This is a genomic window from Sphingobacterium sp. (assembly GCF_039596235.1).
Classification (GTDB): Bacteria; Bacteroidota; Bacteroidia; order Sphingobacteriales; family Sphingobacteriaceae; genus Sphingobacterium.
Genome location: NZ_JBCNKE010000009.1, coordinates 174,529 through 200,038 on the forward strand (window position 1 = coordinate 174,529; position 25,510 = coordinate 200,038).

21 protein-coding genes are annotated in these 25,510 nt (G+C 41.2%); 11 read left to right on the top strand and 10 right to left on the bottom strand.

Annotated elements, in window-relative coordinates:
• Positions 1–10 precede the first annotated feature (10 nt).
• The 7 genes from ABDW32_RS18205 (at position 11) to ABDW32_RS18235 (ending at position 8,515) form a co-directional block, all read left to right on the top strand.
• A complete protein-coding gene (locus tag ABDW32_RS18205) occupies positions 11–1,495 on the top strand; it encodes a TPM domain-containing protein (protein WP_343564961.1) in 1,485 nt (494 codons plus the stop codon).
• 163 nt (positions 1,496–1,658) lie between these two features.
• Positions 1,659–2,264: a CDP-alcohol phosphatidyltransferase family protein gene (locus ABDW32_RS18210; RefSeq protein WP_343564963.1), complete on the top strand. Its 606-nt coding sequence runs from the start codon at positions 1,659–1,661 to the stop codon at positions 2,262–2,264.
• A complete protein-coding gene (locus tag ABDW32_RS18215) occupies positions 2,257–3,102 on the top strand; it encodes a phosphatidate cytidylyltransferase (protein ID WP_343564965.1) in 846 nt (281 codons plus the stop codon). Before ABDW32_RS18210 ends, ABDW32_RS18215 begins: the two co-directional genes overlap by 8 nt.
• A gap of 179 nt (positions 3,103–3,281) precedes the next feature.
• On the top strand, positions 3,282–4,313 hold the full coding sequence (locus tag ABDW32_RS18220; RefSeq protein WP_343564968.1) for a patatin-like phospholipase family protein: 1,032 nt from the start codon (positions 3,282–3,284) through the stop codon (positions 4,311–4,313).
• Positions 4,314–4,521: 208 nt separating this feature from the next.
• The gene (locus tag ABDW32_RS18225; protein ID WP_343564971.1) at positions 4,522–5,277 is read left to right on the top strand and encodes an SDR family NAD(P)-dependent oxidoreductase; all 756 of its coding nucleotides are present in this window, start codon (positions 4,522–4,524) and stop codon (positions 5,275–5,277) included.
• Entirely contained in the window at positions 5,259–6,710 is a 1,452-nt protein-coding gene (locus ABDW32_RS18230; RefSeq protein ID WP_343564974.1) for a phosphatase PAP2 family protein, read from the top strand. Before ABDW32_RS18225 ends, ABDW32_RS18230 begins: the two co-directional genes overlap by 19 nt.
• Positions 6,711–6,808: 98 nt before the next feature.
• On the top strand, positions 6,809–8,515 hold the full coding sequence (locus ABDW32_RS18235) for a bifunctional alpha/beta hydrolase/class I SAM-dependent methyltransferase (protein ID WP_343564977.1): 1,707 nt from the start codon (positions 6,809–6,811) through the stop codon (positions 8,513–8,515).
• Between the two features lie 367 nt (positions 8,516–8,882).
• Here ABDW32_RS18235 and ABDW32_RS18240 read toward each other — a convergent pair whose 3' ends face one another.
• The 7 genes from ABDW32_RS18240 to ABDW32_RS18270 form a co-directional block, all read right to left on the bottom strand.
• Positions 8,883–13,727: a DNA repair ATPase gene (locus ABDW32_RS18240; protein ID WP_343564979.1), complete on the bottom strand. Its 4,845-nt coding sequence runs from the start codon at positions 13,725–13,727 to the stop codon at positions 8,883–8,885.
• 20 nt (positions 13,728–13,747) lie between these two features.
• The gene (locus ABDW32_RS18245; RefSeq protein ID WP_343564981.1) at positions 13,748–15,181 is read right to left on the bottom strand and encodes a serine hydrolase domain-containing protein; all 1,434 of its coding nucleotides are present in this window, start codon (positions 15,179–15,181) and stop codon (positions 13,748–13,750) included.
• A gap of 80 nt (positions 15,182–15,261) precedes the next feature.
• Positions 15,262–17,376: a flotillin family protein gene (locus ABDW32_RS18250; protein ID WP_343564983.1), complete on the bottom strand. Its 2,115-nt coding sequence runs from the start codon at positions 17,374–17,376 to the stop codon at positions 15,262–15,264.
• 102 nt (positions 17,377–17,478) lie between these two features.
• Positions 17,479–18,201, bottom strand: a complete 723-nt coding sequence (locus ABDW32_RS18255) for a hypothetical protein (protein WP_343564985.1) — start codon at positions 18,199–18,201, stop codon at positions 17,479–17,481.
• A 12-nt stretch (positions 18,202–18,213) separates the two neighbouring features.
• Positions 18,214–18,408, bottom strand: coding sequence for a DUF4177 domain-containing protein (locus ABDW32_RS18260; RefSeq protein WP_343564987.1), 195 nt, complete (start codon positions 18,406–18,408; stop codon positions 18,214–18,216).
• Positions 18,395–19,102: a PspA/IM30 family protein gene (locus ABDW32_RS18265; RefSeq protein WP_343564989.1), complete on the bottom strand. Its 708-nt coding sequence runs from the start codon at positions 19,100–19,102 to the stop codon at positions 18,395–18,397. Before ABDW32_RS18265 ends, ABDW32_RS18260 begins: the two co-directional genes overlap by 14 nt.
• Positions 19,103–19,106: 4 nt before the next feature.
• The gene (locus tag ABDW32_RS18270; RefSeq protein ID WP_343564991.1) at positions 19,107–19,496 is read right to left on the bottom strand and encodes a molecular chaperone Tir; all 390 of its coding nucleotides are present in this window, start codon (positions 19,494–19,496) and stop codon (positions 19,107–19,109) included.
• A 91-nt stretch (positions 19,497–19,587) separates the two neighbouring features.
• Here ABDW32_RS18270 and ABDW32_RS18275 point away from each other — a divergent pair, with 91 nt between their 5' ends.
• Together ABDW32_RS18275 and ABDW32_RS18280 are read left to right on the top strand one after the other, a co-directional pair.
• Complete coding sequence (locus tag ABDW32_RS18275) at positions 19,588–20,247, top strand: helix-turn-helix transcriptional regulator (RefSeq protein WP_343564993.1); 660 nt, start codon at positions 19,588–19,590, stop codon at positions 20,245–20,247.
• A gap of 7 nt (positions 20,248–20,254) precedes the next feature.
• Positions 20,255–20,428, top strand: coding sequence for a hypothetical protein (locus ABDW32_RS18280; RefSeq protein WP_343564995.1), 174 nt, complete (start codon positions 20,255–20,257; stop codon positions 20,426–20,428).
• Between the two features lie 63 nt (positions 20,429–20,491).
• On the opposite strand, the gene ssb is transcribed toward ABDW32_RS18280, so the two are convergent.
• A complete protein-coding gene (ssb, locus tag ABDW32_RS18285; RefSeq protein WP_343564997.1) occupies positions 20,492–20,887 on the bottom strand; it encodes a single-stranded DNA-binding protein in 396 nt (131 codons plus the stop codon).
• Between the two features lie 184 nt (positions 20,888–21,071).
• Here ssb and ABDW32_RS18290 point away from each other — a divergent pair, with 184 nt between their 5' ends.
• A complete protein-coding gene (locus ABDW32_RS18290; protein WP_343564999.1) occupies positions 21,072–21,431 on the top strand; it encodes a hypothetical protein in 360 nt (119 codons plus the stop codon).
• Positions 21,432–21,569: 138 nt separating this feature from the next.
• Here ABDW32_RS18290 and ABDW32_RS18295 read toward each other — a convergent pair whose 3' ends face one another.
• Entirely contained in the window at positions 21,570–22,157 is a 588-nt protein-coding gene (locus ABDW32_RS18295) for a helix-turn-helix transcriptional regulator (RefSeq protein ID WP_343565001.1), read from the bottom strand.
• Positions 22,158–22,581: 424 nt separating this feature from the next.
• Between ABDW32_RS18295 and ABDW32_RS18300 the strand changes: the two genes are divergently transcribed.
• Positions 22,582–23,088 (top strand): tetratricopeptide repeat protein, encoded by a 507-nt coding sequence (locus ABDW32_RS18300; protein WP_343565003.1) that lies wholly within the window; start codon positions 22,582–22,584, stop codon positions 23,086–23,088.
• Positions 23,089–23,181: 93 nt separating this feature from the next.
• Here ABDW32_RS18300 and metE read toward each other — a convergent pair whose 3' ends face one another.
• The gene (gene metE, locus ABDW32_RS18305) at positions 23,182–25,494 is read right to left on the bottom strand and encodes a 5-methyltetrahydropteroyltriglutamate--homocysteine S-methyltransferase (protein WP_343565005.1); all 2,313 of its coding nucleotides are present in this window, start codon (positions 25,492–25,494) and stop codon (positions 23,182–23,184) included.
• Positions 25,495–25,510: the final 16 nt, after the last annotated feature.

The window sequence follows — 25,510 nt, forward strand, 5'->3', positions numbered from 1 at the left end:
TTCTAAAACTATGTGGAGATTATATCGATTTCATGTCTTTTTGTTGTTTTGGGTGGGAACCTGTCTCACTGGTTTTTCAGCTTTTGGGCAATCCATAACCTATACAGTTGATAATATACCCAGTCCAAAGCAGAAAGGACAAGATTATTTTGTCTCCAACCCTGATGGGATTCTGTCTTCGGGAACAGTTGCCGAGCTGGATGGCTTATCCACACAGATCGAAGCAGCTACCAAAAGTGAGTATGCCATTGTATTGGTCAATGACTATGTCGGTGACAGCGATTTTGAATTTGCATTAAAGCTATTTAATACCTGGGGTATAGGTAAGAAGGAAAGCAATAACGGGCTATTATTGTTTATTGCGAAAGACCGGCGGGAATATCGCTTCATTACGGGTTATGGCATGGAAAGCACCTTGCCGGATGCCTATCTGAAACGAATCGGCGAAAAGTACCTGGTACCTAATTTTCGAAATGGAAATTATGATCAAGGCGTCCTCGAGGCGTCGCAGTTTATCAAAACTATTCTGACATCACCCGACAGTAGGGCCGAACTGGAACGTTTGATGCCCGAAGCAATTCCAATTTGGAGTTTTAGGAGTCCTATCCTGAGAAATTCACTTTTGTTACTGGCTTTATTTGCCCTCTGTTACATCTGGCTGGGCGAAGTGACCCGTGCGATCAAGGGGAAGCTGACCAAAAAAAGTAAATATTTTCCACCACTGGTCAGCGGCTGCGGTTGTATGGGAATGCTGATGTTTGCCAGTGTATTTATATGTGCTTTTGCGCTGAACAACTTCGAAGTTGTTTATCAATGGAAGAACCTGCCTTATTTTGTGTTTATATTTGGAAGCATTACACTGGCAATGAAATATAATGCGAGTCGTACACAGATTATCAATTCCTACCGTGATGAAGAGAATATCCAGCAGGCCTTGCGTAAGTTTCGCGTTTGGGGACTTGTTCCTTTATTGTTAAGTCCTTTGGCGCTGTTTGATCTCTTTGGAATAAATAAGCGTATCCGAAGGAATGAACTTCGGCTGACTCCCCCGGATGGCTCGGGGCGCTGGTTGCGCATGAATAAGGATGATGCCGCTACCCGGGAAAGCGCATATCTGGATCAAGGACAGCTGTTGGAAGAAAAAATCGGCAGCCGGTCTTATGAGATCTGGGTGGATCAGGCAAGCAATGAGACCAAGCTGGTTCCCTGGGATGAAAATGCTGGGTACATGGATTGTCCGCAATGTCATTACCGTACGTTTGAAACCGGTCTTTCACGAACGATCCGGTCCGCAACCTACAGTTCACAGGGACTGGAGGAACGTTTTGATAAATGTAAGAACTGTGGTCACCGTGTGTCCCATGGCGAGCACACTATACCCGTTAAAGTACGATCTTCATCAAGCAGATCTGGTGGTGGCGGCTCCAGTGGCGGTGGCGGCGGAAGTTTTGGTGGCGGTTCGTCCGGTGGCGGTGGGGCTGGCGGAAGATGGTAATTCCTAATTTAGGTGCAAAAAAAAAGGTTTTCAAACGGGGAGAATGAAAACCTTAAATAACCAATTATAAACCTAAATTATGATGACACAAATATAGTGTATTTTTTACACTATCAAAAGTTTTTTTAAAAAAAAATAAAAAAGTAAGTTACATAGCGCATATATGATTTCTGTTTATAAATTAAAACCAAAGTTTCAGCAGTTATTGATGCCGGTTCTGAGCTTTTTGAATCGGAAAAAGGTAACGGCAAATCAGATTACGATTGGCTCGGTGGTCTTGTCTCTGGTTATTGCGATCCTGTTTTGGAATGCCGACCGCAGCTCAGTTTTATTTCTGGCATTACCGATTGGTTTATTACTGCGTATGGCTCTCAATGCACTGGACGGGATGATGGCCCGTCTTTTCAATCAGATGAGTAAAACGGGGGAAGTCCTGAACGAGGTAGGCGATATTGTTTCCGATGTCCTGATCTTCTTTCCCTTGCTGAAATTTCATTCTGAGAGCTTATATCTGGTGGTTGGTTTTATTGTTTTAAGTGTCATCAACGAATTCTGCGGACTGATCGGAAAGGTTGTAGCCAATGATCGTCGTTATGATGGGCCCATGGGTAAAAGCGACCGTGCACTGCTGCTGGGGATATATGGGATTTTGAGTTTATTGGATATTTCGATCAATGCATTTTCGGGCTATATTTTCGCTGTGCTATGTTTGTTATTGGTCTTGAGTTCCATAACGCGATTGAGAAAGGCATTGGTAGTACATGAGTGAAGTATCTAATCCGAAGGATAAGTTTGCTGACGTACCTGTCCGGGTCAGAAGCTGGGGCTATATTGTGCTTGTACTGGCGATTGCTTTCGTTCCGCAAATGACATCATGGTTGTTTGTTTCCTGGCTTAGCTTCCAGGGCATGCGCGAATTTATGAAGATGTTTGTGCCCAATTTTAGTCTTGGATTGCCCTTTGCTATTGTCGTTGGTCTATTGCAACTGATCCTTTTAATCTACTGTTCATATAGTGGCTACCTGTGTTCGGCGGCACTATTGTGTCTAGGGATTGGGCTGTTCTTCAGGATGGGACAGAAAACAACGGTGAGAGCCGCTATCGGAATAGCCTTTGGCGCAGCAGCCTGCCTACTTGCATTCAGCCAGCTGGCCTTTATCCGAGCAGTAGAAATTCATCAGAACGAGTGGATGGGTCTAAGGCTGGTAACTTATATTATTGTTTTAACGGAACTGAATGACGTATTCCAATACCTAATGGGGAAATGCTTTGGCAAACGGAAGATCGTCCCGCGTATCAGCCCAAATAAAACGGTTGCCGGCTGTGTTGGTGGTATCGGATTGACAGTGATTCTGAGTAATATCTTGGGTTACCTGTTATTACCATTTGGCGATTTTAGTTGTTTCTCGTTGCTTGGTTTGCTTTTTGGTGTTTTAGGATTTTGTGGTGATGTGCTTTTCTCCTTTTTGAAACGCAGGACGGGAATCAAAGATACGGGAACATTAATCCCTGGACACGGTGGATTATTGGATCGAATAGATAGCCTGCTGTTTAATGCGCCTGTGTTCTATGGTTTGATTTGTTTGATAGCAATGACGAATTTGTAAATGATCTTATAAAGCGGATGATAATCACCGAATCGATGGAATTTGTACTACGTTATTCTGCGATCAGATGGTCCGATAACGTGTTTCAGACTGGTGTAAAATGAGACCGATCTATCAACGACTAAAAATTGTAAATGCGACCTTTTAAAAGCATAAACTCATATCTAATATATTGCTAAATGAATTATCAGCGGGCAGTTTTATTTTCGGGAGGCGGTACGCGCTTTGGTTTGTACTTAAGTATGTATGCCGCGTTGGAAGAACTAGGGTTAAAACCAGATCTACTGATTGCTAGCTGTGGCGGATCGTTGGCTGCTGCGATTATCCAGGCTTTTGAAACGGATGCCGAGCGGAAGTCTTATCTCCAGTCCGAAGAGTTTTATCGCTTCTTCTGTGCGCATAAGCTTACGGAACAACGTCATCTGGGCAAATTGGGTTGGTATGTGCTAAAAAAGCAGTGGGATAAGCGATCTGCTCCTTATCTGGAAGATGTCTTTGACCGTTATCTGGTCAACATGGAACATGATCTTTCGCCATTATTACCGACTTTGAACCGTCCGTTTTCGGAGGAAATACCTTCGATTATTATTGGTTCGAAAATGCTTTTTGACCGTTCAGCAGTTGGGGAGAGACGTGGCGAACATAAGCTTTATCAGAAAATCCTGATGGGGAATACAAATGCACTATCGAACGTAAGTCTGGATCATATCCAAATTCAAGGTGAAAATTATGGACAAAGTGCCGTTGCGCCAACAATAGCGATAAATTCGGTGGTAACCTTGTTGGAGGCAGTTCGTATTTCGATGTCCGATATGTTTTATATTGAGCCGGTACAGCGGAATGGGGAATATTATGCCGGTGGAGCCATTGATTTGGTTCCTGTGGAGCTAGCGCAATCTTTGGCGGCGGAAGTGATCTGTGAGCGCAAGCAGGCGTATAAATTGCAAGAAGAAGGATTGGTCAGGGCGGTATTGGGCTTTAGTGGGAATCAACGCCTGCGGGATATTGATCAGCAATTTCGGGAAATCCGATGGATCGATACAAGGGATGCTACGGAGCAGCTGGCAGGAAGCTATTGCAAAAAAGGTATAGATTGGCGTAGATTTGAAATAACTTTATCCCTTCCGACCAGTCTTGATGAATTTGCGGCTGCAATGGAAGCGCAATGGAACTATGGATACCGGAAGACGATGGAGTTGCGTATGGGGTAAAGCACAATGTCTCGGAAAGTGGAGTTAAAAAACATATGCGGGTGAAGCGATCATACACAATGTATATAAATTATAAAGTTCAGGAGAGTTTTGAAATGTTTGTCGTTTAATAATAGACTATTGGAGAATTTAGGTGACCGAAATCGAAGGTTATTTGTTTGACAATATAGCCGATCAGTGGGAACTATAATTGCTATTTTTTATAAAAATGAAGGTATTTATCGCAGGGGGAACAAGTGGAATGGGGCTAGCACTGGCACAAAGCTACCTCCAGCAGGGGGCTGAAGTTGCTGTATGTGGTCGGGACCTGTCAAAGCTGTCTCATCATCCAGCGTACGATGCGCTCTTCAAGGTTGAAGTAGATGTATGTGATCGGGATGCTTTGGCTGCTGCCGTTGATTCTTTCCGTCATCATGGGACATTGGATCTTTTTATCAATTGTACAGGAAGCTATGCCGATGATGTGGCACAACGCATCAGTTACGAAGAGGCAAGTGCAATGCTCCAGGTTAATATGCTCGGAACGATCAATTGTTTTGAAGTTGCCTGCGAAGCTATGCGTGGACAATCAACAGGACAGATTGTAACCATAGCATCCGTTTCGGGGACGCTAGTTTTTCCGAATTCAAGTTTGTACAGCAAAACAAAGCGGGCCGCAATCCAAGTGGCTGATGCCTACAGAAGGGCATTGCTCCCGTATGGGATTGCGGTGACAGTCATCGCACCAGGCTATGTAGATACACCCAAGCTCCGTGATCTTAATCAGCAGAACCTCTCCAAAAAGCCTTTTTTGATCAGCGTGGACGACGCTGTGCAACGCATCCTAAAAGCCATACAGCGAAAGGAAGAAATCGTGATTTTTCCGAAGCGGATGAAATGGCTGATGGGATTTTTAGGCTTGCTCCCCGATATATTATTAAGCAAAATCATGTTTAGGAAAGCCAAATGGATGAAAAACGATTAAAAAAGAGAAGTAGCCAGTTTCTTGTTGTTATCTATTGCCTGTTACTTTTTCAGCTTACTTATCCCTTGACAGCAGTTTATGCCAGCAGCTTAGCTGCGGTACCTTCCTTTGTATTCGATTTTGAACAACATATTCCCTTCATTCCATGGATGATCCTTCCCTATATGAGCAGTGGACTGTTTCTTTGCCTTGTGCCGTTTTACTGTGGGCAAAAGAAGGAACTTCTGTGCTATGCAAAGCGATTTACATTTGTTACCCTGATTGCTGCGCTATGTTTTCTCCTTTTTCCACTGCGGTTTTCTTTTGACCGGCCGCAGGTGGAAAATCGTTTTTTTACAATTTTCTTCTCCTTCTTAAAGGAATATGATTCGCCTTTTAATCAGGCGCCTTCCCTGCATGTCGCTTATGCCTTTCTTTTTTGGTCTGTGCTGCGCTGGAAGTTCAACGGATGGAAGAAAATAATCTTGGGCCTTTGGCTTCTGTTGATGGGCCTAGCAACATTAACCGTATATCAGCACCATGTGATCGATCTGTTGACAGCTTGCCTACTGATTCAGGTCAGTTTTATCCTCTTTCCGAACGCCATTGAACAGCAGCATAATTTACGACAGAAATCGGGGCAAGGAAGGCGCTCCAGTCATGACAGTAGCAGTGATGAAGATAATAGTGGAGGTGTGAACTCAAATATTGCCGGCGAGCGGTATGAAAGACGTATTCTGCCCACAAGAAACCAACAGCTAGCGAATAGTTATTACCTCATTGGCTGGCTATTTCTGCTACTTGCACTGTGCTGCGAAAGATACGCATTGCTGCCGATCGCTTTTGCTTGGATAGCCTTGGTATGCTTTGCGGTTGGTTACAATTATCTGTGCGGTAATAGGCGGTTTTTAAAGGATAATCGGGGTCGAATCCCCTTGATAAAGAAAGTATTTTACGCTCCTTATCAATTAGCTTACTGGCTGATGTGGCGTTTTTTTAGAAAGGAAAATAATCCGCCGCTGATGGAGTTACTGCCTCGCTGTTACGTGGGGCCAAGGTTGAACGCGTCGGAGTTTGTAGCCTTGGGACTGGATCGCGATCTAGTTGTTTTTGACCTCGCCGCTGAACTGGAGGATATCAAACTCTTAGCTGCCATGGAAAAGTATTATTCTTTTCCTTTGCTGGATATTGCGGAGGTCGATGTGGAAGATGGGCATGTGATCATAGATGCAATGCTATCTGCTTACCGCAACTTGGATGAGCATGAAAATATGGTCATTCATTGTACAATGGGGTATAGCAGAAGTATGATTTTTGCTATTCTGATGACGCGGGAATTATTATCTTTAGATTTAAATAATGCTATTGATCAGGTGAAGTCGGTCAATAGGCATGTGGTATTGCGGGGGCATGCGATCCAGTTGATGAAAATTATCGTCGCTGGCCGATCCTGATCAAAAAGGGGTGGCTTGGTCTTTGTTTTTAATAGCCACAGCTGAATAGATACAGAAATTACATACGCCATCGGATAGATGGAATAAATTATAAAAAGATGAAATCAGGTTATTTTAAGAGTTTCGATCAAGGGGAACTGCTATATCGTGTTTGGAATTATCAAAAGGGGCAAAAGGCTTTAGTTGTATTGCACCGTGGGCATGAGCATTCAGAACGCCTGCAGGAGATGGCGACCGATCCACAGTTTGCCGGTTATTCCATCTTTGCATTTGACCTGCGCGGACATGGTTATACCAAAGTACCAGTATCGCCGGTTTTCATGGATAATGTGCGCGACCTGGACTGTTTCGTGTCCTATATCCGCTCCGAATATGCAGTTGAGGCAAAGGATGTTTTTGTCATCGCCAATAGCATTGCTGGGGTAATTGTGAGCGCTTGGGTGCATGATTTTGCTCCGCAAATCGCAGGTATGGCCTTATTGGCCCCTGCCTTTGAGATTAAACTGTATGTACCGCTTGCCAACCAGATGATTGCACTGGGAACTAAACTGAAGAAGGATCTTGTTATCCAAAGCTATGTTAAAGCGAAGGTCCTGACCCATGATGTCGAGCAACAACAGGCTTATGATGCTGATCCCCTGATCTCAAAATCCATTAATGGCGCTTTATTGGTCGACCTATTGAAAGCCGGTGTGCGTATCGTAGATGATGCAGCAGCAATCGATATTCCCGTGATTGTACTTTCTGCCGAAAAGGACTATGTGGTCAAAAACTCGGTACAAAAGCAATTCTTCGTTTCCATTGCTTCTAAGCTGAAGACATTTATTACCCTGCGCAATTTTTATCATGGTATCCTTTTTGAATCCAACAGGCAGAAAGTATACAGCTATTTAAAGGATTTTATAACGAAGGCCTACGCAAGGCAAAAGCCTGAACAGGGGCTGGAGCCTGACGAGTTTTCGGTAAAAGAATATGAAAAATTGTATCATAAGGTGATGCCTGCGGCTGAAAAATTAAACTATTCCTTGCAGAAATGGACTTTAGGCAAGATCGGATCATTGAGTCATGGGATGAACTTGGGGCTTCAGTTTGGTTTTGATTCAGGAATTTCATTGGATTACGTTTATCGCAATGAGCCGAAGGGCAGATTGGGATTAGGCAAAATCATTGATAAAGGGTATTTGGAAGCGATCGGCTGGAAAGGGATCCGTATACGTAAACAGCATCTATTACGTCTATTAGAAGAGAATATTGAGCAGATAAAGTCTACAGGCCGGCCCGTGAAAATTTTGGATATCGCTGGTGGCACGGGAAATTATTTATTTGATATCAAAGAAAAATATTCCGAAGTGGAGATCGTGATCAACGAATTTCTATTGCCCAATATCGCAGTGGGCGAGAAAATCATCAAGAAGAAAGGTCTTCAGGGTATACGTTTCACTAATTACGATTGTTTTGATACCGAGACTTATAGCAAACTGGAATTTGAACCTAATATTGTGGTGACCTCCGGTATTTTCGAATTGTTTGGCAACAATGAAATGGCGAGCAGGGCGGTACATGGCGCGACTTCCATTTGTGAGGAAAACAGCCATCTGGTCTATACCGGACAGCCATGGCATCCGCAATTGAAAATGATCGCTTATGTGTTGAACAGCCATCAGAAGAAAGATTGGGTCATGCGCCGACGTTCGCAAAAAGAATTGGATCGGATTATGGCTTACAACGGAGTCGTCAAGGAACGGATGCTTATTGACGATTATGGGATATTTACCGTTTCTTCGGGAGCTGTGAAGACCGGATAATCGTATTTCCGAACGTTCTGTAGACAGAATCGTAACAAAGTAAGTTGTTGGTATATGTCTGGTTAACAGACGATTGTATCGTTTTTATGAGGTTCTTTTTTCGTGGTTCTTTGGTGGGTCTATATAAGTGAGCAGCATTAATTTCTCCTATTTTTTCTGAAATAGAACTAACTAATTTTAAAGTTTCACTTGTAATAATATACGGTGGTTTCATTATGATGATAGTATCATTTGATACTATCAAAGGTAATCATTAATCAACCTAAAAGTAGCTAATGCTTAAAAAATTTTGATGGTAATCGTATCAAAACACTGCTATCTCAGCTGACTTTTCTTGTCTTTTCAGCTGGGATAGCAGTAGAAAATCTTAATTCTTATACTCCCGGATCGCCCGAATAATACCTTCCAGATTTTCATTGAAGTCCAGTAGCTGACCGAATACTTTATCATCTTTGGCCAGTCCACCGTGCTTATTGTTCTTGCGGAAGATTTCCTTGATGGTTTCCCAGCGTTCCTGTTCAACAGGATTTAACAGCTCGGCAAGCTCTTTTAGTTTTAAGAGGTTACTCTCCGTATCCGCTGTCAGTGTCTGCGATTCGCTCTCATAGTGCGCGAGAAGAACCTGATCAATTTCCTGCTCATTCATCATCGGTACCACCTGCGCAACCAGCTTGCTCATATTCCGATAGGAGCCCTGCATTTTGAATGGTGGTTCGGTACGGTAATTATCCTGCATCGCTGCACTCTGAATATAATTCTGATTGACCTTTATCACGACATTTCTAATTTTTAAAACATGCCGTAGTACGGCGATGAAGTCATCAATATCCTGTTTCAGATAATTGCCCTCTAAATCGGGCAGTTGATCCATAACAGACTGCGCATAATTGACCAGTGCATAGAAGTCATTAAACGATTTGCTGGCGATTTTTTCCAGATAACTGTTTTCTATTGCCGCATTTTCGATCAGACTAAGGTTGAATAATGCTTCGGTATCACCGATCACATCGCCGAGATTGTACACATCAGCCCGGTTGGCAAGCATGTCGGGAATTTGAAACTTAGAGCCGCTCTCTGTGTATGGGTTTCCGGCCATTACGATGCAGAAGCGCTTGCCCCGGAGATCATAGGTCTTGCTTTCGCCCTCAAAGATGCCATCAATCTTACGCTGACCATCAGCAAGGGAAATGAATTTCTGTAAGAATTCAGGATTTAAGTGCTGGATATCGTCCAGATACAGCATGACATTATCTGCCATCTCAAAAGCCAGGTTGATCTTTTTGAGCTCTTCCCGTTCTCCGGATGTTTTCGCTTCAACTGGATCAATGGATGTAATTGAATGACCAATGGTCGGGCCATTGATTTTAACGAAATGTAAGCCCATTGTCTTAGCCAGATATTCCATTAAGGTGGTCTTACCGTAACCCGGAGGTGATATCAATAGAAGCATTCCCATACGGGCCGTACGCTTGTTGTCCCCTGCGGCTCCCAACTGTTTGGCGAGGTTATTTCCGATCAATGGAAAGTAAACTTCATTGATCAGCTTATTTCTTACAAAGGAAGTCAGTACTTTAGGCTCAAACTCACTTATCTTTAGTTCTTTTGCATAGGCCTTTGCAAGCTGCTCTTTCAATGTGGAGAAAGCCACAAAACGAGGTACGTTATAATCAGCGAATTGCGCCAGACGTGCTAAAAACTCGTGGTATTGGATATGTTCCGCTCCATTGTTCAGGATCGGATGATTGCCTTTTAATCCGCTGATATCTGCCTTGTCTTTTGCTATGATAAGGTGATACGCATGGGTCGGATAAAGCAACATGATCGCTGCTTCCTCAATATATTTACGTAGCGTAAGATATTCCGGATGCTCGTCTACAAAGGAGTTGAGCCAGTTTAAAGTCAGGTAAAAGCGATCTACTAAGCTAAATTGCTCATTCTGAATATCCGCTTCAAAGAGCTTGAAACTTTTCTTGGATTCCAGCAATCGAATAAAAGCCTTTTTCAGTTCATCGGACTGTTCGCTGACGACAAAGGTATTGTAACTCGTAAACGTCTGAAAAAGGTAAGTTGCCAGATCACGGGCATGAATGGCGGAGCGATCTAAAAGTGTCTCCCATGTATTGAATAACTTGGTCAGCTCATCAATGACCGACTGGTAACGATTTGAATTTGGAAAAGTTTTTAATATCGTGTAAGTAGAATGTATCAACGCCAGTTGCTTTGTCCGCAGATCATCCGATAGGGATTGCCAAAATAGCTGAGCCATCGTACGCAAAAGGGGATCATAGCGAAGCAGATCCAATTTGTTATCCAACTGTTTGACCGTATCATAGATCAACAACGCATCTACATTGTGAACTCCCTTGACATAGCCTTCCGAATAACTTTGCTCCACGGCCTGTGTGATAAACGATGGGGCATCAAAATCTTGTTGCCCTTTCGAAGCAAGGAATGCTTTGTATGCAAGGTATTCTGCACGGTAGACTTCCTTATTTTCTGAGACAAGTTCTTGATCCCAGATATCCTGAAAGGTGTTGATCTCCTCGGCCTGCACCTTCTGATAGAAACTTGTGCCTGTCAGATGGAAAAATAGTTCGTCATTTCTGCGCAGCAGGGTAAGACTCAGGGATTGGTTGTTGACCGCAAACTTATGCTTGCCCAATGCAATGATATTTTCACCATCTACAAAGAGGTCATTTTTGTCGCGCAGAACCCGCAATGCATCTTCCTGGGATTTCTTTAATAGATTTTCAAGATTTTCAGCTTTTGAGACATCCTGCAATGTTTTAAGCTCCTGTACCAACTGTCTGATCTTGTCGATCATCAGATCCGAAGCAAAGAAGCTGAGGATCTCTTCCCGTGTTGCAAATGTCTTGGATTTGTTTTCAATGTTCTTTAATACACGAAGACCAATCTGTTCGAGCGAGGAGGTACGCTTGTTGATCTGTTCAACGATTTGTTCTCTGCGGGAATTAAAAGCCTTAATAACCTCATCCCGTTTGTCCGCGATCTTGAGGGCAAAATCTTCAAATTCAGAAAATTTACTTTCAAGCTCTTCTAGCTGAACGATGACTTTCGTGTAATATTCGTCTACCTTTTCGGTTGTCGTTGACAATTCGAGGTAGTTGGTCACGGATTGCTCCAACAAGGTCAGCTGTGCAGAGAATTCGGCTATCGCTTCGGTGCTCTTCAATGAATTGAGTTTTCGCGTAAGCTGTGCGCGTACTTCATTTAGCGAGGAGAAGATAACCGAAATCTTCTCAATGATTTTGGTTGTCTGTGTGGAGTCGTCAATTTTTAGACTATTGAGGATATCAATTAATAGTTCCAGTTCGCTTGAAATGGTTGAATTGGCTTCCTCGATTGCTTTGGCATCGTAGACCTTCACTATGGCCTCCACATTTTTCTTCTGCTGTTCGACCTTTTGTTCGTAAGGAAGCAGAGCTTCATCACGTAGGAGAAAGGCAATGGTTTTTTCGGCCAGTTCGGAGGTGATACGCTGCAGTTTTTCCAATAGGCTATCTATCCTTACCGTATCAATATATTTTATATTTTTAAGGTCGATGATTTCACCCTGAAGACGGCGGGAGTCGGCCAATTGATGGACGAGCTGATCGAGTTTGTCCACAACGGTACTATTGATGGAGAAGGTGAGTTCTTCCATCTTCTTTTCTGCTGCTATATTTAATTCTGCGGCATGTTTGCGTTGTGCCTGTACTTTGACAAACTCATCAATGGCGGTATTGGCGACTTCCTTGATCTGTGTTAATGGCTGGCCAAGATTTGATAAAGCGTCATCTTTGATCCAGAAATAGGAATCCAATAAAACCGTGGACTTTTTGAGGATATCTTCGTATAAACCTTCGTAGCTGTCCTCTTTGTTGATCAGCTGTATAACCTCCTGAGCCTCGGCCATCGCCTGCACGATCTGTTTATTGCCGACTTTATAAAGGGGATCATCTTTTTTCTGCTCATTTTCTTTGAGCATGGCCATATAGGGTGTTTCCCAGATCTGCACCTGATGATGTCTAGTGGCTTCCGCTTCAGTGCGGAAATAAATTAAGCTGCCATCTTTGAACAGGGTAAATCCGTTGCAGATAATCGGGGTCTCGACATGCTGTTGAATAATATTATATGACAGTAGGATATAGGTATTGGTTTCCTCCTGACAGAATATATACAGAAAATCTTCACCATTCGGGGAGGCTATCCTGCGTAGGAATGATACCTGTTCAAACTGGGCGTCAAAAACCTTGTGTGTGCCATTTTGTAAGTAGTATCCATTGGAAAAAATAATCCCCTGGTTGTCCGGTAACAATATAGCTGATTCATTCAGTGATTTGAGATTGACGACTTCCTTTGTGCGCTGGTTGTAGACGAAAGCCCTGAAATCTTCCTGGTACGGCTTGATACGTACCGCAATAAGGTTTCCGAGGTCCGCATAGTAATAATCGGCATCGTCCAATTGTTGGTCTGCATTAACTACTTTTTCGGAATAGATCCCTTTGCCACTGTCCGTATTGTTCTCGATCTTGAAGGTAATGTCGCCGTTGATCGCTTCAATAAAGATCTTATCCATAATGGATATATGAGGATGTTTTCCCAGCCGGCGGTCTTCAAGCGTGGTTTTCGTCCAGTCAAATTCAAATTGATTTGGCAATTTGACTTCGTGGATGCTGCGGTCATCCTGATACTGGAGCTTACCATCTTTGATTAACCATTTGAATGCTTTGAGGTCAGCAGGATTTTTGCTAGTCTGAAAGATCATGTACAGATAGTTCTCTGTCCTCCGAAATTTGGAGAATATGGAGTCCCTGTAGTATTTATATAGATTCTGGTAATCAGAGATGAAATTTTGGTCGTTGATCAGGTCGAGGGACTGCGGAATAAACTGATTATTCTCAAATGCATAAACACTGAAAACATCTTCCAGCTTGATCTCGGTACGTAGTCCAAAATGCACATTATATCCAAAAATACATTGATTGTCCAAGGCAAGAATGCCGCGGGCAACACAGTTGTTTTCTGTGGTGATCCGTTGATTGGCTTTGAGGACAAAGCTCGTTGAATTGAAGACTTCTTTACGTGCCTCGTTCAACTGTAGGAGCTTGTTCGCTAGTTCTTCTTTTTGTGTAAGAAGTCGCTTTCGGATAATCTCACATGCACCTTGGTCAAGGCTGTCGTTCTGATATATTACGTTTTCTTCTGGCATAAGTTCCGCTAGTTCTTGACTTATTTAACTTTATTGAATTTTAATTCCTGACCATTTTGATACAGTGTCAGTGCTGTGATCTGATCATTTTCTTTGCTGAATTTCAGCTCGGCTTGTACAGCCGTATAAAATAACTCTAAATCATTCCTGGGATAGACCTCAATAGCTGATTGCCCCGATAATTGGGCAAATAGATTACCATCATCATCCGCGGTAATTTTGAATTTCAATTCAGGTTGTTTCGTATATTCATATGTTCCCAGGAGCTGTTTGATCTGAAACTCCATCAGTACAATTGCACCTGTAAGTTTTTCACGTTCAATAACTGGAGCCTTTCTTTTTTGAAGAATTGCATTAACAGCGGATGTCAATGGATATACATCAATCGTATTCCATTTGTTCATTAAGGCGATGAAATATTTTTGTTCTTTAAAATCTCGAATGTTGATCGTTTTATAGCCTGGATATCCTCCTGTGTGAAAATGCATCTTGCTTTCGCTGTTGGTACTATCAGTAAAGAGCCAGCCAAAACCATAATACAAACCTGCCATTTTAATTGATTTGCCATTATTGAGTGTGTCGACAGTGATGGCTTTCATAAAATTTTGACGCGTCAATAGCGTATTGTTTTGAATAGCCTGATTCCATTTAAATAAATCTTGAGCCGTACTACTTATTCCATAGGGGCCACTTCCGCCATCAAAATAGGTTAAATAGCTAAATGCAGGAAAGTCATCAACACTTTTGAAACGCTTGGTCTTCGCATCATAGGCCATTCCTTTAGCATAGTTTTTTAGGTTGGCATTGGGTGATCGTGCCGAAAATACAGCTGTGTTTTCCATTCCTGCAGGTTTGAATATATACTGCTGCATATAGGTGGCAAAAGATTGTCCAGATACTTTTTCTACAATTAAGGCCAAAAGCAAGTAGTTTGTATTGGAATAAGCATATTGATTACCTGGTTTAAATAAGGTACTGTCAATCTTTGTTTCAATTACTTTGAGGAAATCCTGGTTTGTATTTATTTTTTTTCGGTCAATCCATTGTGGATCCCATGCCAAGAACTCGGGTATTCCGGAAGTGTTGCGCAGCAAATGCTTGATACGGACATTTCTGAATTTTATATGCGGGAAATATTTGCTAATATCATCCTCATAAGAGAGCTTGCCCTGTGCTTCCAGCTGCATAATGGCCATAGCAGTAAACTGCTTGCTGACTGAGGCGAGTTCAAAACGACTGTTACTGGTTATCTTGTTTGTTTTCTCTGAATTTTCAAAACCAAGATATTTTTCAAAAACAACTTTACCACTGTCGACTACCAGGAATGCTCCACTCAATTCACCATCCTGATTCAAGGATTGGAATAGTGAATCCAATCGTTGCTGAACCGTCTGGGCAGTTAGGGATAGGATGTTTAAGCACAGGAAAACAGAAAAAAGGATAAAACGTATCATGTGATTGCTTTGGTTTTTAGGATATTATCTTGAGCCTGTTAAGATTTGAAGCTTTACAAGGCTCAAGATAATGGATGTAGTTACAGCTTTTTATTGGAAATGCCTAAGTTTTTTGCCAACCCAAATAGGGAATTGATAAAACTAGCATCTTCACTGTTCTCTGCATCTGTAGCCGCTTGTTGCAATTTGATCAAGGCTGCAGAAACGGTTAAATTTTTGATGTCATTGGATGAAATCCCATATTTATCTGCGAGCCCACGTACTTTTTCAGCAAGATCACCTTTCCCGTCTGGTCCCAGCAATGAGTTCTTGATATCGGTCGCATGTTTGGAGTTATCGATCAGATGATCAAAACCTTTGGCATTGGACACCTGACGTACAATGTTTTCGAAGAACATGGTTTCACCGCCGACGATGTCGATCTTCGCTGTTTTAAGTGCCTCGGACAATACTCCTGCCTGTGCTTGAGCGATATCTTTTTGGATGTTGATCTGTGCGAGTTCGATGTCACGTTCTTTCTGTAACTGTAATTTGAACTCTTCATGGTCTTTACCCACACCGTCCAGTTTTTTCATGGCTTCGGCTTTCTCTTCGATACCTTTCGCTTCGGCAAGTGCTTTTTCGCGTACGATTTCTGCCTGCGCTAAACCTTCTTTACGCATAGCTTCAGCTTTTTTCTCGATCACTGTTGCCTGTACAGTACCTTGTTTTTCTTCGGCTTCGGCTTTTGCAACCATTACTTCGGCTTCCGACAAACCTATTGCGGCTTCTTCTTTCGCTTGTGCTTCTGCTATGATCTTACGGCTCTCGGCCTCTTTGAGCGACGCTTCTTTTTTCGCTTCGGCGTCTATTAATAATTCCTGTGCACGTTTTTCAGCGATTTTACGCGCTGCCTCGGCATCAATCACTTTTTTCTCAGCTTCCTGTTCTGCCGCAATTTTCGCTGCTTCAGCCGCTTTTACCGTAGAAATTAATTTCTCCTCGGCTTCTTGTGATGCCGCAATAACACCGGCTTGTTTCTTCCGTTCTACTTCACGGAATACTTCAATATCTTTGACTCCTTGTTGTTCTTCAATGACCCCTTTTTCCAATTGGACGCGTTCTTTGATCACACCCTGGATACTTTTCTTTTCGGTCTCAATTGAACGCTCTTTGTCTATCTGAGCTAGGGTAACGATACGCTCACGTTCTGTTTGCTCCAGCGCGCGATCTTTTTCCACACGTTCCGCTTCGACAGCATCTGTACGCTGTTTGTTTTTCTCAGCAATGATGATCTGACGTAGCTTATTTTCTTCCTGTACAGCCAGCTGTTCTTCGGTCGAGATGCGGACACTTTCATATTTCAAACGCTCTTCTTCACGTACCTTTGCTATTTCGGCTTCCTCACGGGCCTTGATATTGTCGATTTCGCGTTTTTGTTTTTCTTCTTTTTCGGCAAGCTGACGATCCAGTTCTAAGATTGCCTCGCGTGCTTCTACGTTTTGTTTTTTGATCAATTTCTCTTCGTCACGACGGATGAAGTTGGCATTGATATTCTGTTTTGCTGTCAGCTCGGTGATTTTCTTGATGCCCTCGCTATCCAGGATATTGTTGGGATTTAAATGTTCGATATCTGTCTGCTCCAGGTAGTCGATCGCACAGTCATCAAGGATATAGCCGTTCAGGTCTGTACCAATGATGTCAAGGATCTCATCGCGGAACTCACGACGGGCTTCATACAATTCGATGAAGTCAAATTTCTTACCTACAGTCTTGAGTGCTTCAGAAAATTTGGATTCAAAGATGCTCTTTAAAGTTTCGGGCTCACTAGCACGATCACAGCCCAAGTTCTGGGCAACGTTGATCACATCGTCCACATTTTTGTTAACACGGACAAAGAAGGCCACCTTGATATCAGCACGGATATTGTCTTTACAGATCAATCCTTCGCCTTGCATGCGGGCAATCTCAATTTTTTTGATGGAGATGTCCATGATCTCCATCTTGTGGAAAACCGGGACGACATACATGCCCTTGTTGAAGGCAACTTTTGTTCCACCGACACCTGTCCGAACGATAGCCTTTCCCTGCGGGATTTTTTTATAAAATGCACTCAGTACAACAAAGAATGCAAAAATTAAAAAGACAGCTAAACCGACAATTAACAATATAATTCCGTTTAAGCCACTTAAAAATAAAAGAGGTTGATATAGCATATGATTAGTATTTATTTAGATTTTAGTAGTTAGATATGCATATTTAGATTTTGCTTATGCAAGGTTATAGCTGACAAAATGGTTTCGTTTTGCTCATCAATTTTAAATATTGTCTATGGTGATTTCCTTAGTGACATAATAATATTTCTTGTCCTTGGATTCGTCCACGATAATGACATCATCCCCATAACCGATCTTTTCGCCGTTATGGCTCACGACATTGAGACGGATCGGATCTTGTTGGATGACAAATTCAGCAGAACCTATTTTTTTACCTTCAATGCTTGCCCGCATTTTGCCCATGCGACCAAGGAAATCATGGCTTTCTTCGCCATTGTAACCAATATTTTTGAACATTCTAGCTAAGGGTTTGGTCAGAAAATGCATGAAGAAAAATGTTACGATAAAAACAGGAATCAAGATCAATACCGATTTTATTCCCCAGGAGGCTACATCGATATACAATGAGGATATAATAGTAAGCACCCAGCCAATGAATTTAAACATGGTTACAATAAGCATAATCGGCACTTTACCAACATTGATATAATCCATTGCTTTCGCAAAAAATCCCGGCTCGGTAGGCGCGTCAGAGTCTGTATGATGGTGTGGATGATCGGTTCCGCCGGCATCAATATCATGTGAACCATCTACATCGCTGACATCGGGGGTAGGGTGTAAATCTACATCGGCATCTGCATCAAATAGATGCACACCATCGCCCATGAGGAACATAAATAACCAATACACTACTGATAGTCCTGTCAGAACAGTCATGATGCCATTTGATAATGGGTTGAACAAGATATTGATTAATTCTGTCATCGTATTTTTCTTTTAAATTTTTTCTCTTTTGAAGGTGTAATGAAATGACCACGAATGACCATTTACCTCCAGGTCTTGCATCGAAACCAATTCCCAGCCCTGATTACCTAGATCGTTAAGTATCTCGTCGATTTTCTCTGGATCCAATTTGGTTCCCCAGAAACCGCTAGGTTCGATCTTGATCGTTTTATACTCAAATCTGCGCATCGTTATTTAGTTTTCGTTTTAATTCTTCCAGTTCACTACTGACAGAGTCCGATCCACCAATGGATTCATTGATTTCATCTACCTTGCTTTTGTTGCCCATTGCAATTTCACCATAAGCTTTGGCCAAAGCCTCGTCCTCTTCGACCTTTTCTTTCATGCGCTCCAGCATAGAAATGGTGCTGTTAGAGTCGATGTTGGCCAGTTGCCGGTTAACCATTTTAGCCGCATTGGATACTTTAACTCTTGCTTTTAAGGTTGATAATTCGCTTTCCCATTTGGATATATTGAATTTAAGTATATCCACATTCTTATGCAATTCTTCTGCTGAACTCTGGTGAATTGTCGCCTGTTTTTCCAGTTCAGTGGCTTCGATCAACAATTGCTTTTTCAAGAGTAGGGCCTCTTTGGCTAAGCTCTCTGCTTTTTCAGTAGAAAGCTCGCCTTTTTGAGCCTTTTGCAATAATAAAATGGCTTTGTTTTCAAATTCATTGGCCTCTTCTTTTTTCTTTTCACAGTTATTCTGCGTACGTATGGCTAAGGCCTTTACTTTTGCATATGCTTCTAGCGATTGCTCCAGGTCTTCTTTCATCTCACGGATACCTTGTTCCGTCATTTTGATGGGGTCCTCCATTTTGTCCACTACTGCGTGGATTTCTGCTTGACCGATTCTGAAAATTCTCTTAAAAATATTCATTATTCTATAATTTTGAAAAACTAATTAACTGATTATAATACTCGCTGATCAAAAGGCTGAGCGAGTTGATGGCTGCATCAAATTCATTTTGATCAAGGTTATGTATTTGCATCGTATATCGGAATATGACCTTGCTGCCATCCTCCGTCAAAGCAAATCCGCCATGGATAATATCTCTATTTTTAATAAGTAGGGATTTAAACATGTCCATGTTCTCATGGTTTATGGTAAATAGGTACTGCTCAAAAATTATGATCGGCTGCGCGATCCCTACAATGAGATTGCGAATACCATCATCTTCGTTTTCGATAACAAAAACACCTTCTTTTTTATCCTTATGGGTGACGTTATAACCGATATTGGCGATATAATTTTCAATTTTTGAGAAGTACATAATCAAGTTTTTTATATATTGCACATATTCTTTGCATAAAGATAGTGAATTGCAAAAATATTTTGCAAGAAAAAATTAATTTTTTTTTAAAATGAGTAACGTAGGGAATAATATTAAGAAGCTGAGAAAAGTGAAAGGAATGAGTCAACAGGCTTTTGGAGATGTTTTTAATCTCACTAGGGGTAATATTTCATCTTATGAAGAGATGCGTGCTGAACCAAAAATCGAGATTGTTTTAAAAATTGCAAATTATTTTGGCATTCCTGTGCAGCATCTGATTGAAAAGAATTTATCTGTAAACGAGATTCTCAATTTTAACGATTATTTTCAACCCGATACTCCTGCGGTAGGGAGCAAGCGATTGTTTCACATTCCATTGTTGGAACGGGAGATACTACTAGATGCTTGTAAGTATGTTTCCAAACTCAATGAACTTCCGATCATTGAGTTTCCGTTACAAAGCCGTAATCGTATTATAGCGATAGCGTATACCGATTCGATTCCCGTGCCCAGTGATTTCAATGTAACGCCACAGTCTATTCTATTTTTTGAAGAAGTTGATATCGAAAGCTTGCATACTTTGCATGATGCTTTTGGCCTATATTTTTCGGCAGAAGAATTCTTTATTGGAAAATATACAATGGCAGAGCGGGAAATAAGCCTGGTATTAAATGCCTGGAAAAAAGTCGACTTTGTATTAGCCGAGAAAGGAAACTTTTGGAAATTGTACGGTAAATTTGAAAGAATATAGTATAATAATGCAGATAGCAAAAAAGTTGAAACTAAGAGATACAACCACTACGATTGACACTCAAGGTGGTGTTGCACAGACAACAACGACGGAAACGACCACTACTACAGCCCTGCCTAAATTTAGCAATCCAGAGGCACAACAGCTAGCGGCAGATTTAACTGCGAGTGCAACAAAATAATTTTTTTGAGATAAGCGGAAAGTAGGACAACGTTAGATGTCCTACTTTCTTTTTATCCCTAAATTAAAACGGGAGCTCATCCTCATCCTGCTCTTGTGGTACTGGGATATCCTCGTTTGAGGAAGTTTGATCTGACAGAATCAAAAAGCTATCAACTTTTATTTCAGTAATATATCTTTTTTCTCCATCGGCAGTTTCATAGTTACGATAGGTCAGTTTCCCTTCAACCATCAGTTTGGTCCCACGACTACATTTCTTTTCAATGGTATTATTCTGCTTACCCCAAACAACAAGTGTATGCCATTGTACTTCTTCAACCCATTCACCCGCTTTGTTTTTGAAAAGATCATTTGTGGCAAGCCGTAAAACAGAGTAAATTGTCCCTGTTGAAGTGGTTTTGATGACAGGATCATTTCCTAAATGACCGATTAATTGTACTTTGTTACGTAATGTGCTCATGTTGTCTGATTTTTAAATGTTTCTAATAATTCTTATTTTAGTTATTGGTCATAACGATCAATTTCTGTGGAATGACCTTGAGCAAAGATGAGTAGGAATTGAAATAATAATCGTCTGTTTACCATTTGTATTCGACTATAGTCGATTGTAACCGTTTGTTGTCGTTTAACTTATACTAAACACTATGGAAAAGGCCTGTCTGGAATGTGGACAAAATATAAGAGGAAGATCGGACAAACGCTTCTGTGATGACTCTTGCCGGAACGCATATAACAATAAACTGAATAGTGATCAAACTAATCTCGTTCGTAATGTAAATAATATCCTACGGAAGAACCGGCGTATTCTACTGGAGGTACTGAAGGAGGAGGAGAAGGGGATGACAAAGGTACAAGGTGAAAAATTAAAAAGACTGGGTTTTGATTTCAAATTCCACACACATACATTTGCTAATAATAAAGGGCAAACCTATAAATTTATCTATGAGATGGGTTACCTCATGCTAGAAAATGACTGGGTATTGATTGTCCAAAAGAAGCCATGATAAGACTCTTTTAAGCTTTCTTTCTTCTATTCTTTCTTTTGGAAGAAAGAGGTCTTCTGATTTTATAAAATCTATTCACAGCTGTATTTTCAGCTTGCACGTATCATGAATATCGATTCGCGCAAGCTGAATACCAGGTTAATCTTGACTTACATCGGATCCTTTAATTCGAAAATAGTTCACTCCTGTAAAAATGATAATCACGACGTAATAGCATACGGGGATTAGCAGAAAAAGCCAACTGTTAAAGATGTAATTTAAAGATGAAGGCAACCCAATTTTTAAAAAATCTGCAGCAAGAATATAACCTATAAAGGCGCCGAGAAATAAAAGACCGGTGGTATGTATGATGATGATCTTTTTCAGATGCATGCTGTATTGGGCATCTTTATTTTGCTTGGTGTAGCCTATAATGGCTGGAACTAACAGACCTAATAGCGGGTTGACCAGAAAAGTTAAAGAAGCTAGATAAAGTGCCTTTATACTTCCGCTTTGATTGTTGTCAATACTGATTTGGTTTACATTTGGCATAATTAATTGTTCTAAAGGAATTTCTAAAACCTGGCTGATTTGTCTTAAACTGAAACCACTGATCTCTTCTGTACCCTTTTCGATTCGTTGTACTGTTCTTAAAGATAGACCGGCTTGATTGGCGAGATCCTGTTGTGTCAGTCCTCTGCGCTTTCTCGATTGTTTAATGCGTTGATTTACTGTTTGACTTTCCATAAAACGAAAATGGATAAAAGCTTGATGATTTTAAAAAAAACGATATGACAATAATATGCCAATAATAAAAGGTGTTTGTAAGTGGTTAATAATCAAATATTTTTTAATTTGATAAATATTTTGAATCTTTGTAACGTAATAAGGTATTAATATAAAATAAAAAAACGGAAGAATATGTTTGCTATACTAAAAAACCCGACTTCGTCCCCTAAGAAGTGGCTTGGGCATATTCTCCGGAATACTGCACTCTCCTAATCTTCTTTTCCGGACTACTATTGGCACTTGTAATATGACATCGGATTATGTCTGTATCGCCGCCAAGAGATCGTTAGAGACGATCTAACCGATAAAAAGGAAATGGCATCTGTTAGGCTAAAGATAGCCTCAAAGAAGCTTAACACTCATGTAATATTTAAAAAACACAATGAATTCAGTGAATAAATATGTCCTTCAGGCATTGGATAATTATCCGTATTATCTGGAAGGTACATTAGAATCCTTATCTTATGCCTTATCATACGATGAATCCAACACTATGGCATTATGCTTAATGGGAAGGGTGTATTCGGAACAATTATTTGATTATGAACAGGCAAAGAAGTATTTCCAGGAAGCTTTGGCGTATAATGTGCAAGCACTGGAAGTGTATCCTTATTTCATTCAGACATTGATTGATATGGGAGAATATGACGCTGCGAAAAAGACGATTAAATTTGCTTTGACCTTGCCGGGCATGCCTTTGACCGAAATCTGGATCAAGAAAGCCCTGCTATTCGAAAAATTGAGAAAATTCAAAAAGGCTTTAAAAATTATCAAAATGGCCAAGATGGATAATCTCAACAGTAGCCTGTCCAGCACTATAAAGTCTATCGAAGATCGGATCAAAAGCAAATTGGAGATGAATAAAACGTATACTAAACGAAATAAATAAGTGACTAAGACGCTTGATTCCGAATAAATGTAGTCAAAAAAAGAAGCCCAAGATGAAATTTCATCTTGGGCTTTTATCAATATAGTTTAAGAATTATTCTGCTCTTAGGATTTTTGCAGCTTCAACCATAGATTCTAAAGCGGCTTTAGTTTCAGGCCAAGCACGAGTTTTCAAACCACAGTCAGGGTTAACCCAAAGTTGTTCCGCAGGAACTACTGCTTTTGCTTTGCGCAACAGGTCTACCATTTCGTCCTTGCTTGGTACGCGTGGTGAGTGGATGTCATAAACACCAGGACCGATATCGTTTGGATATTTGAAATCTCCAGCGAAAGCATTCAATAATTTCATTTGTGAACGTGAAGTTTCGATCGTGATAACATCAGCGTCCATTGCAGCGATATCTTCGATCACATTGTTGAACTCAGAGTAACACATGTGTGTGTGGATCTGCGTATCATCTTCAACATTGGATGAAGAAACACGGAATGCGCGTACAGCCCAGTTCAGGTAATCTTTTTGATCTGCTTTACGCAATGGTAATCCCTCGCGGATAGCTGGCTCATCGATCTGAATGATTTTGATGCCTGCTTTTTCTAAGGCTTGTACTTCATCCAGGATTGCTAATGCAATTTGGTAAGTTGTTGTTGATCGCGGTTGGTCGTTACGTACGAAAGACCATTGTAAGATTGTTACAGGACCAGTCAACATCCCTTTAACCGGACGGTTAGTCAATGATTGGGCGTATGAAGACCAACGTACTGTCATATCGTTTGGACGGTACACATCACCATAAATAATTGGAGGTTTAACACAGCGTGAACCGTAAGATTGTACCCAACCGTTTTGTGTGAAAGCGTATCCAGCCAATTGCTCGCCGAAGTATTCAACCATGTCATTACGCTCGAACTCACCGTGCACCAATACGTCGATATCCAATTGCTCTTGAAGACGGATTGTATTTTCAGTCTCTTCGGCAATCGCTTTATCGTATTCTTCTTGTGTGATCGCTCCTTTTTTCAAATCAGCTCTCCATTTACGTACATCTTTTGTTTGTGGGAAAGATCCGATTGTTGTTGTAGGGAATGCTGGTAAGTTAAATTTAGCCTGTTGAGCTGCTTTACGTTCAGCAAAAACAGATGTACGTTTTGCATCATCATCAGTGATGTTGCTTGTACGCTCTTTTACCTCTGGCTTGTGGATCAATGGAGAAGTACGGCGGCTTTCAGCTGCTGCTTTGTTTGCTTCAAAACGTTTTGCTGTTTCGGCATCAACTTCACCTTCAGCTAAGACCGCTAGATCTTTTACCTCAGCTAATTTTTGTTTTGCAAATGCTAACCAGTTTTTAACTTCAGCAGGTAATGATTGCTCATTGTGCTCATTGTCCAAGTCAAAAGGAACGTGCAATAAAGAGGAAGAAGGAGCAATCCAAACGCGGTCTTTTCCTAAAGCATCAACTGCCTGTTTGATTTTAACCAACGACTTTTCGTAATCGTTTTTCCAGATGTTACGGCCTTCAACAATACCCAAAGATAATGTCAATGATGCCGGAACTTTCGCTAAAACGGTATCCAATTGGTTTTCGCCACGTACAAGATCCAGGTGTAAAGCATGGATTGGCAAGTTGACAGCGATGTCTTCGTTGTCTTTTAACGCTTCGAAGTAAGTTGTCGCGATCAATTTGATGTTTTTTGCCGCTGCAGCTAATTTCTCAAACGTAGGTTGGTATAATGCTTTTACTTTGGCGTCTAAATCCAAAGCCAGGAAAGGCTCATCGATCTGAACATATTGTGCACCAGCTTCAGCCAATTTAGACAAGATCTCCTCATATACAGGAACCAATTTGTCCAATAGGTCGATACGGTCGAAACCAGCTTCTTTTTCTTTACCGATCAAAAGGTAAGTGATTGGGCCAAGTAATACTGGTTTTGTCTCAATACCCAATGATTTTGCTTCGTTGTATTCGTTTAAGAATTTCTCTGAAGTCAATTTGAATTCTTGATCTTTTGTGAATTCTGGAACCATGTAGTGGTAATTGGTATCCAACCACTTGGTCATTTCCATTGCAGTTACGTCAATTCCCTCTTGTTGGAAACCGCGTGCCATTGCAAAATATAAGTCTAAGCTGTAGTTGTTGTCTACTTTATTCAACAAAGAATGGTAACGGGCAGGAATTGCACCAACAGTAAGGGTTAAATCCAATACCTGATCGTAAAAAGAGAAGTCGTTGGAAGGAATCAAATCTATTCCAGCATCTTTTTGTGTTTTCCAATTGCCTTCACGAATTTTTTTTGCAGTGTCCAATAATTCCTCAACAGAAGATTTTTTAGCCCAATAGGCCTCATTGGCTTTTTTCAATTCGCGGAACGCGCCCACACGAGGGTAACCTAAATTGTTAGTCAATAACATAATAATGTTTTTAATA

What these genes read in the sequence shown, in the direction of transcription:
- ABDW32_RS18240 (WP_343564979.1), bottom strand. Translation starts at nt 13,727, where the DNA reads ATGCCAGAAGAAAACGTAATATATCAGAACGACAGCCTTGACCAAGGT.
- ABDW32_RS18265 (WP_343564989.1), bottom strand. Translation starts at nt 19,102, where the DNA reads ATGAATATTTTTAAGAGAATTTTCAGAATCGGTCAAGCAGAAATCCAC.
- ABDW32_RS18280 (WP_343564995.1), top strand. Translation starts at nt 20,255, where the DNA reads ATGCAGATAGCAAAAAAGTTGAAACTAAGAGATACAACCACTACGATT.
- ABDW32_RS18220 (WP_343564968.1), top strand. Translation starts at nt 3,282, where the DNA reads ATGAATTATCAGCGGGCAGTTTTATTTTCGGGAGGCGGTACGCGCTTT.
- ABDW32_RS18290 (WP_343564999.1), top strand. Translation starts at nt 21,072, where the DNA reads ATGGAAAAGGCCTGTCTGGAATGTGGACAAAATATAAGAGGAAGATCG.
- ABDW32_RS18230 (WP_343564974.1), top strand. Translation starts at nt 5,259, where the DNA reads ATGGATGAAAAACGATTAAAAAAGAGAAGTAGCCAGTTTCTTGTTGTT.
- ABDW32_RS18215 (WP_343564965.1), top strand. Translation starts at nt 2,257, where the DNA reads ATGAGTGAAGTATCTAATCCGAAGGATAAGTTTGCTGACGTACCTGTC.
- ABDW32_RS18275 (WP_343564993.1), top strand. Translation starts at nt 19,588, where the DNA reads ATGAGTAACGTAGGGAATAATATTAAGAAGCTGAGAAAAGTGAAAGGA.
- ABDW32_RS18250 (WP_343564983.1), bottom strand. Translation starts at nt 17,376, where the DNA reads ATGCTATATCAACCTCTTTTATTTTTAAGTGGCTTAAACGGAATTATA.
- ABDW32_RS18300 (WP_343565003.1), top strand. Translation starts at nt 22,582, where the DNA reads ATGAATTCAGTGAATAAATATGTCCTTCAGGCATTGGATAATTATCCG.
- ABDW32_RS18260 (WP_343564987.1), bottom strand. Translation starts at nt 18,408, where the DNA reads ATGCGCAGATTTGAGTATAAAACGATCAAGATCGAACCTAGCGGTTTC.
- ABDW32_RS18245 (WP_343564981.1), bottom strand. Translation starts at nt 15,181, where the DNA reads ATGATACGTTTTATCCTTTTTTCTGTTTTCCTGTGCTTAAACATCCTA.
- ssb (WP_343564997.1), bottom strand. Translation starts at nt 20,887, where the DNA reads ATGAGCACATTACGTAACAAAGTACAATTAATCGGTCATTTAGGAAAT.
- ABDW32_RS18235 (WP_343564977.1), top strand. Translation starts at nt 6,809, where the DNA reads ATGAAATCAGGTTATTTTAAGAGTTTCGATCAAGGGGAACTGCTATAT.
- ABDW32_RS18205 (WP_343564961.1), top strand. Translation starts at nt 11, where the DNA reads ATGTGGAGATTATATCGATTTCATGTCTTTTTGTTGTTTTGGGTGGGA.
- ABDW32_RS18225 (WP_343564971.1), top strand. Translation starts at nt 4,522, where the DNA reads ATGAAGGTATTTATCGCAGGGGGAACAAGTGGAATGGGGCTAGCACTG.
- metE (WP_343565005.1), bottom strand. Translation starts at nt 25,494, where the DNA reads ATGTTATTGACTAACAATTTAGGTTACCCTCGTGTGGGCGCGTTCCGC.
- ABDW32_RS18210 (WP_343564963.1), top strand. Translation starts at nt 1,659, where the DNA reads ATGATTTCTGTTTATAAATTAAAACCAAAGTTTCAGCAGTTATTGATG.
- ABDW32_RS18270 (WP_343564991.1), bottom strand. Translation starts at nt 19,496, where the DNA reads ATGTACTTCTCAAAAATTGAAAATTATATCGCCAATATCGGTTATAAC.
- ABDW32_RS18295 (WP_343565001.1), bottom strand. Translation starts at nt 22,157, where the DNA reads ATGGAAAGTCAAACAGTAAATCAACGCATTAAACAATCGAGAAAGCGC.
- ABDW32_RS18255 (WP_343564985.1), bottom strand. Translation starts at nt 18,201, where the DNA reads ATGACAGAATTAATCAATATCTTGTTCAACCCATTATCAAATGGCATC.